This window comes from Streptomyces pratensis (genome assembly GCF_037137275.1).
Taxonomy (GTDB): domain Bacteria; phylum Actinomycetota; class Actinomycetes; order Streptomycetales; family Streptomycetaceae; genus Streptomyces; species Streptomyces pratensis_B.
Genome location: NZ_JBBBEN010000053.1, coordinates 1 through 8967, shown reverse-complemented (window position 1 = coordinate 8967; position 8967 = coordinate 1). Strand labels below are relative to the sequence as shown.

The 8967-nt window shown below is 71.3% G+C and carries 7 protein-coding genes and 1 pseudogene; 4 read left to right on the top strand and 4 right to left on the bottom strand.

Annotated features, from left to right (window positions below; genetic code table 11):
* Window positions 1-151: 151 nt before the first annotated feature.
* The 4 genes from V9U70_RS03330 to V9U70_RS03315 form a co-directional block, all read right to left on the bottom strand.
* Entirely contained in the window at window positions 152-871 is a 720-nt protein-coding gene (locus V9U70_RS03330; RefSeq protein WP_336672914.1) for an HAD family hydrolase, read from the bottom strand.
* A 107-nt stretch (window positions 872-978) separates the two neighbouring features.
* Window positions 979-2493: a glutamate--tRNA ligase gene (gene gltX, locus V9U70_RS03325; protein WP_336672913.1), complete on the bottom strand. Its 1515-nt coding sequence runs from the start codon at window positions 2491-2493 to the stop codon at window positions 979-981.
* Entirely contained in the window at window positions 2486-3271 is a 786-nt protein-coding gene (locus V9U70_RS03320) for a fumarylacetoacetate hydrolase family protein (RefSeq protein WP_336672912.1), read from the bottom strand. The genes gltX and V9U70_RS03320 overlap by 8 nt, the downstream gene beginning before the upstream one ends.
* Before the next feature lie 116 nt (window positions 3272-3387).
* Window positions 3388-3570: a hypothetical protein gene (locus tag V9U70_RS03315; RefSeq protein WP_336672911.1), complete on the bottom strand. Its 183-nt coding sequence runs from the start codon at window positions 3568-3570 to the stop codon at window positions 3388-3390.
* Window positions 3571-4156: 586 nt separating this feature from the next.
* Here V9U70_RS03315 and V9U70_RS03310 point away from each other — a divergent pair.
* From V9U70_RS03310 to V9U70_RS03295, 4 genes and pseudogenes are all read left to right on the top strand, one after another.
* Window positions 4157-7891, top strand: a complete 3735-nt coding sequence (locus V9U70_RS03310) for a sensor histidine kinase (protein ID WP_336672910.1) — start codon at window positions 4157-4159, stop codon at window positions 7889-7891.
* Between the two features lie 9 nt (window positions 7892-7900).
* Window positions 7901-8314, top strand: coding sequence for a roadblock/LC7 domain-containing protein (locus V9U70_RS03305; protein ID WP_006127850.1), 414 nt, complete (start codon window positions 7901-7903; stop codon window positions 8312-8314).
* A gap of 133 nt (window positions 8315-8447) precedes the next feature.
* Complete coding sequence (locus V9U70_RS03300) at window positions 8448-8855, top strand: DUF742 domain-containing protein (RefSeq protein WP_266709549.1); 408 nt, start codon at window positions 8448-8450, stop codon at window positions 8853-8855.
* Window positions 8836-8967: pseudogene (locus V9U70_RS03295) on the top strand (ATP-binding protein); the annotation flags it as partial. The gene V9U70_RS03300 and the pseudogene V9U70_RS03295, both read left to right, overlap by 20 nt.

Here is an 8967-nt window from a genome sequence, read left to right as displayed (position 1 = left end):
AGGACTCGAACCTAGAATGACGGTACCAGAAACCGTAGTGTTGCCAATTACACCATAGCCCACTGAAATGCAACCCCTGGAGAGGGCTTCACTTCTGTCTGCGCTTCCCGGCCGGACTTTTTCGGCCCGCTCGGGCGGCGCAGAAAGAACATTACCCGAAGGTGTCCGACGCTCCAAAACGGGTATCGCCCGCCAGCAGGCCGGGAAGCTGGTCGAGCCCGGTGATCCGCACGAGATCGGGCCTCCCGCCCCGGCCCCGCCGGTCGAGCCAGATGCCCGTCAGCCCGGCGGCGACGGCCCCCCTCGCGTCGATGTCGGGCTCGTCGCCCACGTACGCCACCTCGTGGGGCTCCAGCGCGAGCGCTTCGCAGGCCGCGTGGAAGGCGCCGGCCTCCGGCTTGGCCGTCCCCAGCTCCGCGGCGCAGACCATCGACTCGAACCGGTCCCGCACGCCGAGCGCGGTCAGCTTGTGGTGCTGGTGGTGGGCGGCGGCGTTGGACAGGATGCCGTGCCGGTAGTCGGGCGCCAGCCGGTCGAGGGCCGTCAGCACGTCGGGGAAGAGCGCCCAGGCGGCCTCGTAGTGGGCGGCGCGCCGTCCGAACCACGCATCGGCCTCGGCGTCCGCCAGCTCCCGCGAGAGGAACTCCCGAACCCGGTCCCGGCGCTGCCCCGTGAAGTCCGTCTCCCCTGCGGTCATGCGCGCCCAGTGCCGGACGCTCAGCGCCCGCCAGGCGTCGAGGGCCGCGTCCACCGAGGCATACGCCCCGGGCAGCCCCTCGTGCTCCAGGTGGAGCCGCATGCCGGTGCGGTCGGCGGTCCCGTAGTCGAAGAGCGTGTCGTCGACGTCCCAGAGCACGGCTCGGATCGGCATGGGGCTCACGGTAGCCGCCCGCACGGCGAGCGCGCCGGTGAATGAGGAGAACGCGGAGGAGGGCCCGCGGCCTGTCGGCTGCGGGCCCTCCTCCGGCGGTGCGGGCGTCAGGGGGTGAGCTTCGCCAGGGCGGCGTCCACCCGGGCCAGGCTCCGCTCACGGCCCAGGATCTCCAGGGACTCGAAGAGCGGCAGACCGATGGTGCGGCCGGTCACGGCGACCCGGACCGGGGCCTGGGCCTTGCCGAGCTTGAGGCCATGGGCCTCGCCGGCGGTGAGGACCGCGTTCTTCAGGGCCTCCGCGTTCCAGTCGGCTGCGGCGAGGTTGGCGCGGGCGGTGGCGAGGAGGGCCGCGGAGCCCTCCTTCATCGCCTTGTTCCAGGACGCCTCGTCGTGCACCGGCTCGTCGAGGAAGAGGAAGTCGACGTTGTCGGTGATGTCGGAGAGCACCGTGACCCGGGTCTGGGCGTACGGGGCGATCTGCGCCCACTTGTCCGCGTCGAAGGCCTCCGGGGCCCAGGGTGCGAAGGGCGCCTTCAGCCAGGGGCCGCAGGCCTCTGTGAAGGCCTTCACGTCGAGCATGCGGATGTGCTCCGCGTTGATGTGCTCGCACTTCTTGAGGTCGAAGCGGGCCGGGTTGGCGTTGACGTCCGCGATGTCGAACGCCGCGACCAGCTCGTCCACCGAGAAGACGTCGCGGTCCTCCGCGATCGACCAGCCGAGCAGCGAGAGGTAGTTCAGCAGCCCCTCGGGGAGGAACCCGCGCTCGCGGTAGAGGTTGAGCGAGGCCTGCGGGTCGCGCTTGGACAGCTTCTTGTTGCCCTCGCCCATCACGTACGGCAGGTGGCCGAAGGCGGGGATCTCCTTGGCGACGCCCAGCTCGATGAGTGCCCGGTACAGCGCGATCTGGCGCGGGGTGGAGGAGAGCAGGTCCTCGCCGCGCAGGACGTGGGTGATCTCCATCAGCGCGTCGTCGACCGGGTTGACCAGGGTGTAGAGCGGGGCCCCGTTGGCGCGGACGATGCCGTAGTCCGGGACGTTCTCCGGCTGGACGGTGATCTCTCCGCGGACCAGGTCGGTGAAGGCAATGGCCTCGTCGGGCATCCGGAAGCGGACGATCGAGGTGCGGCCCTCGGCCTCGTACGCGGCGATCGACCCGGCCGTGAGGTCGCGGCAGTGGCCGTCGTAGCCGGACGGCTTCCCGGCGGCGCGGGCGGCGTCGCGGCGGGCGTCCAGCTCCTCCGTGGTGCAGTAGCACGGGTAGGCGTACCCGCCCGCGAGCAGCTTCTCCGCGACGTCCTTGTACAGGTCCATCCGCTGCGACTGGCGGTAGGGAAGGTGCGGGCCGCCGATCTCGGGGCCCTCGTCCCAGTCCAGACCCAGCCAGCGCATCGAGTCGAGCAGCTGGCGGTAGGAGTCCTCGGAGTCGCGCGCCGCGTCGGTGTCCTCGATCCGGAAGACCAGGGTGCCCTGGTGGTGCCGGGCGAAGGCCCAGTTGAAGAGGGCCGTGCGGACCAGGCCGACGTGGGGGTTGCCGGTCGGGGAGGGGCAGAAACGTACGCGAGGGGGTGTCGTCCCCTGCCCGTGGGGGGCCGAGAGCTGGGGGGACTGTGCGTTAACCACGCTTGATCACCTTGTTGGTGAGAGTGCCGATGCCTTCGATGGTGACGGCGACCTCGTCGCCGACGTGCAGGGGGCCGACCCCCGCGGGGGTTCCGGTGAGGATCACGTCGCCCGGAAGCAGCGTCATGGCCTCCGTGATGTGGACGACCAGGTCCTCGACGGAGCGGACCATGTCGCTCGTACGGCCGAGCTGGCGCTGTTCGCCGTTGACCGTCGCCTGGAGGGTGAGGTCGTGGGGGTCCACGTCGGTCTCCACCCAGGGGCCGAGCGGGCAGGAGGTGTCGAAGCCCTTGGCGCGGGCCCACTGCTGCTCGCGTCGCTGCACGTCCCTCGCGGTGACGTCGTTGGCGCAGGTGTAGCCGAAGACGACGTCCTTGACGCGTTCGCGCGGCACCTCGCGGCACATGCGGCCGATGACCACGGCCAGCTCGGCCTCGTGGTGCAGCTCGTTGGAGAAGGAGGGGTACTCGATGGCGTCGCCCGAGCCGATCACCGAGGTGGTGGGCTTGAAGAAGGCGACCGGCGCGTTGGGGACCTCGTGGCCGAGCTCGGCGGCGTGCTCCGCGTAGTTGCGACCGATGGCCACGACCTTGTTGGGGAGCACGGGGGGCAGCAGCCGGACCTTGTTCAGCGGGACCTTGGTGCCGGAGAGCTCGAAGTCGGCGTACGGAATGCCCTTGATGATGTCGAGGACGAGGTCACCGGATTCCACGGTGCCCTGTCCCTCGACGGCGCCGAAGGCGACATTGCCGTCGATGGAGAACCTGGCGATGCGCACGGGAAGCTGTCGCCCCTCACTTACTGGCTGGCTGAAGACTGACGCTCCAGGCTAGCGCTCTGCGGGGCCCGGCGCTCCGCGCGAGGGGCGCCGCGAGGCGGGGGTCGCCCCGCCCTTCACCGGGCGACGGTGACCGGGGTCTCCATGAGAATGGTGCGGCGGGGGTTGGCCGTCACGGCGGGCAGGTCGGCGGTGTGTTCCGGCCGCTGCGGCACGGACAGCCCCTCGGCGTTCTCCAGGTGCGCCAGCGTGGTGCGCCGGGGGTTGGCGATGTTGCGGAACGTCGTCGTCGTCTTCATCTGCCCTCAGGACCCTGTTCGGTGTGGGCGCCGCTCTCGGCGGCGCCGACTTGTCGGATGCGTCATCCCTGTAAAGCGCCAGGCTAAACATCCGATTCCCCGCCCAAGCCGGGATGAGTCGGCGATCATCGTGTGAGTTTGCTCACGAACTCGTCGACAATCACCTCAATACGGACAGTCGATCGCGACCGGAGAAACAGACATAGCGGTACTGAATCCATCATTCCGCTCCTGATCATCGCGACTGGGACACCCCCTGCCCCTAAGCGACTCCTCCCGAATGGTCCACTTTACTCACGATCACTCTCCACGGCTTGTCACACCCCCATCACAACGGGTCACCCAGGTCACAGCCCGGTACACGGCCCTTGTTGGAGATCCTCCACTGTGCTGGAATTCCACGCACCGCCGCGGGTTTCAGACCGGCGCGCAGGGGCGCAACGCAGCGCCGAGCGGCGGCGGTGAACAGGGGGAAGAACGCCGGTCGTTCAACGACCACCATGGGGCGCGTCCAGCGCCCCACGACGCCGACACCGTTCCGTCCGTGCACACGGGCGGGACGCCTGGTCCAGAGGTTGCGACGCTAGTGCAGGGACGTTTCAAGAGGGATGGCAGCGCTCCGGCGGAACAGGAGCCGCGCGGCGGGACCGACCGCGGTTCCTCGCCCCAGCACGCCCAGGACCCCGGGCCGGCCGGCGCCGGCGACACCAGCGACCGCCCGGGTCCGACGACGAGCGGCGACGCGGAGCCGAACGCGTCCGAGCCCTCCCGCGGCCCGGCCGACACGGGCTCGCGCATGGCGCTCCGCAACTGGCGCATCAGCACGCGTCTGGTCTCGCTCCTCGCCCTCCCCGTGGTCGCCGCGACCAGCCTGGGCGGTCTGCGGATCAACGAGTCCATGACCGACATGCAGCAGCTGGAGCACATGCAGCTGCTGACCAAGATGACCAAGCAGGCGACGTCGCTCGCCCAGGCCCTCCAGGTGGAGCGCGACCAGTCGGCCGGTCCGCTGTCGAACAAGTCCAAGCCGACCGACTACAAGGTCACCGAGCCCCGGAACAAGACCGACCGGGAGAAGGACGCCTTCCTCGACCAGACCGACTCGATCGGGGACTCCGAGGGCGACGAGGCGCTGGAGAGCATTCACGCGAGCATCTCGCAGATCGCCTCCCAGCTCGGCACCATCCGCACGATCCGCAAGACGGCGTACGAGGACGGCGCACCGAGCCTCAACACCATCGACCAGTACAGCCAGCTGATCACCTCGCTGCTGAGCCTCTCGCAGGACATGGCCCAGGCGACCAGCAACCCGGACATGATCAAGCGGACCCGGGCCCTGGCGGCGTTCTCCTCCGCCAAGGAGTACGCCTCGGTCCAGCGCGCGATCATCGCGGCGGCGCTGCCGGGCGGCCCGGTCAAGGAGCCGCACCTGAACCCGAACGACCGGCAGTTCGGCTCCAACGCGCTCGCGAAGGAGTCCCGCGCCCTCATCTCGTTCAAGGCGATCTACGGGACGACCGGCGAGAGCGCCGAAGAGCTCATGACGTCCCTGGACAACGGGAACCCGGAGATCAACGCCGGGAACATGTACGCCAAGCGCATCCTGAACACCACGAACGGGATCGAGGGCAAGCAGGTCCGCTCGTACCTGGACTGGTACGACCAGAGCACCATCAAGATCAAGGCCATGCAGACGATCGAGGCCACCCTCCTCAGCGACATGGAGGCCAAGGCCCGAGAGCTGCGCCAGGCCTCCCAGCGCGACGCGATCATCAACGGCGCGGTCATCCTCCTCGTGCTCGGCGTCTCGCTCGTCGGCGCCTTCGTGGTGGCCCGCTCCATGATCCGTTCGCTGCGACGCCTCCAGGACACCGCCACCCGGGTCGCCCAGGACCGGCTGCCCGAGCTGGTCAAGCAGCTCTCGGAGACCGACCCGCAGGACGTCGACACCTCCGTCGAGTCGGTCGGCGTGCACTCGCGGGACGAGATCGGCCAGGTGGCCGCGGCCTTCGACGACGTGCACCGCGAGGCCGTCCGCCTCGCCGCGGAACAGGCGCTGCTGCGAGGCAACGTCAACGCGATGTTCACCAACCTCTCGCGCCGGTCCCAGGGCCTCATCCAGCGCCAGCTCTCGCTCATCTCCGAGCTGGAGTCCCGCGAGGCCGACCCGGACCAGCTGTCCTCGCTCTTCAAGCTCGACCACCTCGCGACCCGTATGCGCCGTAACGGCGAGAACCTCCTCGTCCTCGCGGGCGAGGAGCCCGGCCGCCGGTGGACCCGCCCCGTCCCGCTGGTCGACGTGCTCCGCGCCGCCGCCTCGGAGGTGGAGCAGTACGAGCGCATCGAGCTGTCCGCGGTCCCCGCCACCGAGGTCGCCGGCCGGGTCGTCAACGACCTCGTGCACCTGCTCGCCGAGCTGCTGGAGAACGCGACGTCGTTCTCCTCGCCCCAGACGAAGGTCAAGGTCACCGGTCACGCGCTGCCCGACGGGCGGGTGCTGGTCGAGATCCACGACACCGGCATCGGCCTCTCCCCCGAGGACCTCGCCGCGATCAACGAGCGGCTCGCGCAGCCGCCGACGGTGGACGTCTCGGTCTCCCGCCGCATGGGCCTGTTCGTGGTCGGCCGGCTGTCGCTGCGTCACGGCATCCGCATCCAGCTGCGTCCCTCCGACTCCGGCGGCACGACCGCCCTGGTCATGCTTCCCGTGGACGTCGCGCACGGCGGCAAGCAGCCGCCGTCCAAGCAGGGCCCCGGACAGCCGCCCGGCGCCCCGGCGGGCGGGCTGCTCGCCGGCAACGGCGCGGGCAACGGCCAGCGTCCGGGCCCGGGCGGCGCGGAGGCCAAGGGCCTCGGCGCCGGGCCCGGCGGACAGCGCGGACAGGTCGGCGCGGGCTCTGGTCCGCGGGCGGCGCTGCCCGCGCGCGACAACGGGCCGGCCCGGCCGCAGGGCCCGCAGGGCGGCGGACAGCCGAACGACGGGGGCCGCGGGCAGGGCTTCCCGGGCCTGGGCCAGGAGCCCCAGCGCCAGGGCGGCGGTCTCTCCGGGGCCTTCGGCAACAGCGCACGGCTCGGCGCCCGCGGCCCTCAGGGCGAGGACCGGGGCCGCTCCGAGTCCGGGCAGACCAACCTCTTCGGCCACGGCGCTCCGGCCTCCCCCGGACGGGGCGGCCGTACGGACCAGTTCGCCCCGCAGAGCCAGCAGAGCCAGCAGCCGTCGGGGTGGCAGAACCAGCAGGGGCCCGGCGCGCAGTCCCCGCAGGAGCAGGGCGGGCCGTCCACGGACGCCTTCCAGCGGCCCGGCGGCCCCGGCCGCCAGCTGCCGCCGACCGGCGGCCCGCGCGCCGAACTGCCCGGCGGCGCCCCGTCGCCGCAGCGCCCGCAGGCCACGAGCTGGGGCGCCGACGCGCCGCGCGGCCATGACGAGCACGACGCGACCGGGCAGTTCGCCCGGCCGACGGGCCCCGGCCAGGGCCGGGGGTTCGACGACCCGCTGACCCAGCCGTCGCCGTTGGACGACCGTCAGGGCCCCGGTGCGACCTCCGAGTTCGGCCGGCCCGACTTCTCGGCCCCCCAGGCGCCGCAGGGCGGGTCGTACGGGCAGCAGGCCCCCCGGGGCCAGGACCCGGCGAGCACCGCGCAGTTCGCGCGGCCCGATTTCGGCGTACCGCTCCAGCCGAGCCAGGAGCAGCGGTACCAGGACCAGCAGTCGCTCGCGCCGCGTCAACGCGGCCCCGAGAGCGAGGACTTCGGAGCGCCGCGGCCCTCCGGTCCCCCGTCGGGCGAGGCTCCGCACCGTTCCGCGCTGCCGCTCCAGCCCCAGCAGCCGGAGGCACTGCCGCCGGCCGGGCCCGGGGACGGCCGTACTCCGCTGTACGACACCCTGGAGACGAACTGGTTCCACGGCCCGGGGCAGGGCGGGCAGCAGTCCGTCGAGCCGCAGGCCCACGGCCTCCAGGAGCCCACCGGCGTGCCGGTTCCGCCGCTGCCCCAGCGCGGTGCGGCCGACACCTCGGTCACCAGTTCCTGGCGGGCCTCGCCCAACGACGAACTCGTACGCCAGGCCGAGCGGGTCAAGAAGCCCGCCGCCGGCGGGGTCACCACTTCCGGGCTGCCCCGCCGCGTGCCCCGCGCCAATTTGGTTCCGGGGACCGCTCAGCAGCAGAATCACCAGTCCGGACCTCAGGTTTCGCGCGCGCCCGATGACGTGCGCGGGCGTCTGACCAATCTCCGCCGGGGCATCCAGCAGGGTCGGCAGGCCAACAACGGCCAGTCGACCGGCGGTGACCATCTCGGCCCCACTCACCAGCAGGAGCGTTAGTTGAGCCCCATGAGTCAGGCCGCGCAGAATCTGAACTGGCTGATCACCAACTTCGTGGACAACACCCCAGGGGTCTCCCACACGGTGGTGGTCTCCGCGGACGGCCTGCTGCTGGCGATGTCCGAGGGATTCCCGCGCGACCGCGCCGACCAGCTGGCGGCCGTGGCCTCCGGGCTGACGTCGCTGACGGCCGGCGCCTCGCGGATCTTCGAGGGCGGCGCCGTCAGCCAGACCGTTGTGGAGATGGAGCGGGGGTTCCTCTTCCTCATGTCCATCTCCGACGGCTCCTCACTCGCCGTTCTCGCCCACCCGGACGCCGACATCGGTCTCGTCGGCTACGAGATGGCCCTCCTGGTCGACCGTGCGGGCACCGTCCTCACGCCAGACCTCCGCGCCGAGCTCCAAGGCAGTCTGCTTCACTAGGCGGCCACCCAGCGGATTCACGACACGATCCCCCCAGGTACCGCCCACAACCCTCACCCGTCAGGCCGCCCAGTCCCCTCACCGGCCCCTTCAGACGGCAAGCCGAGAACCTGCTGTCACGCCCGGAGGATTCATGACCCCGCCACCCGCCTCACCCGATCCGTACGGCGCACTGCACCACGCGTCGTACGACGGGGAAGGCGACCAGCCGCTGGTACGCCCCTATGCCATGACCGGCGGCCGGACCCGGCCGCGCTACCAGCTCGCGATAGAGGCACTGGTCAGCACGACGGCAGACCCCGCGCATCTGGGGACCCTGCTCCCCGAGCACCAGCGGATCTGCCACCTCTGCCGTGAGGTCAAGTCGGTGGCGGAGGTGTCGGCGCTGCTGTCGATGCCGCTCGGCGTCGCCCGAATCCTGGTGGCGGACCTGGCGGAAGCCGGCATGGTGGCCATCCACCAGCCGGGCAATGGAGAGGCCGGCGGCACGCCGGATGTGACACTGCTGGAAAGGGTGCTCAGTGGACTTCGCAAGCTCTAGCGGCGGCACGGGCCGCGCCACCACCTCGGCGAAGATCGTGGTGGCGGGCGGCTTCGGCGTGGGTAAGACCACGTTTGTCGGTGCCGTCTCGGAGATCAATCCGCTGCGCACC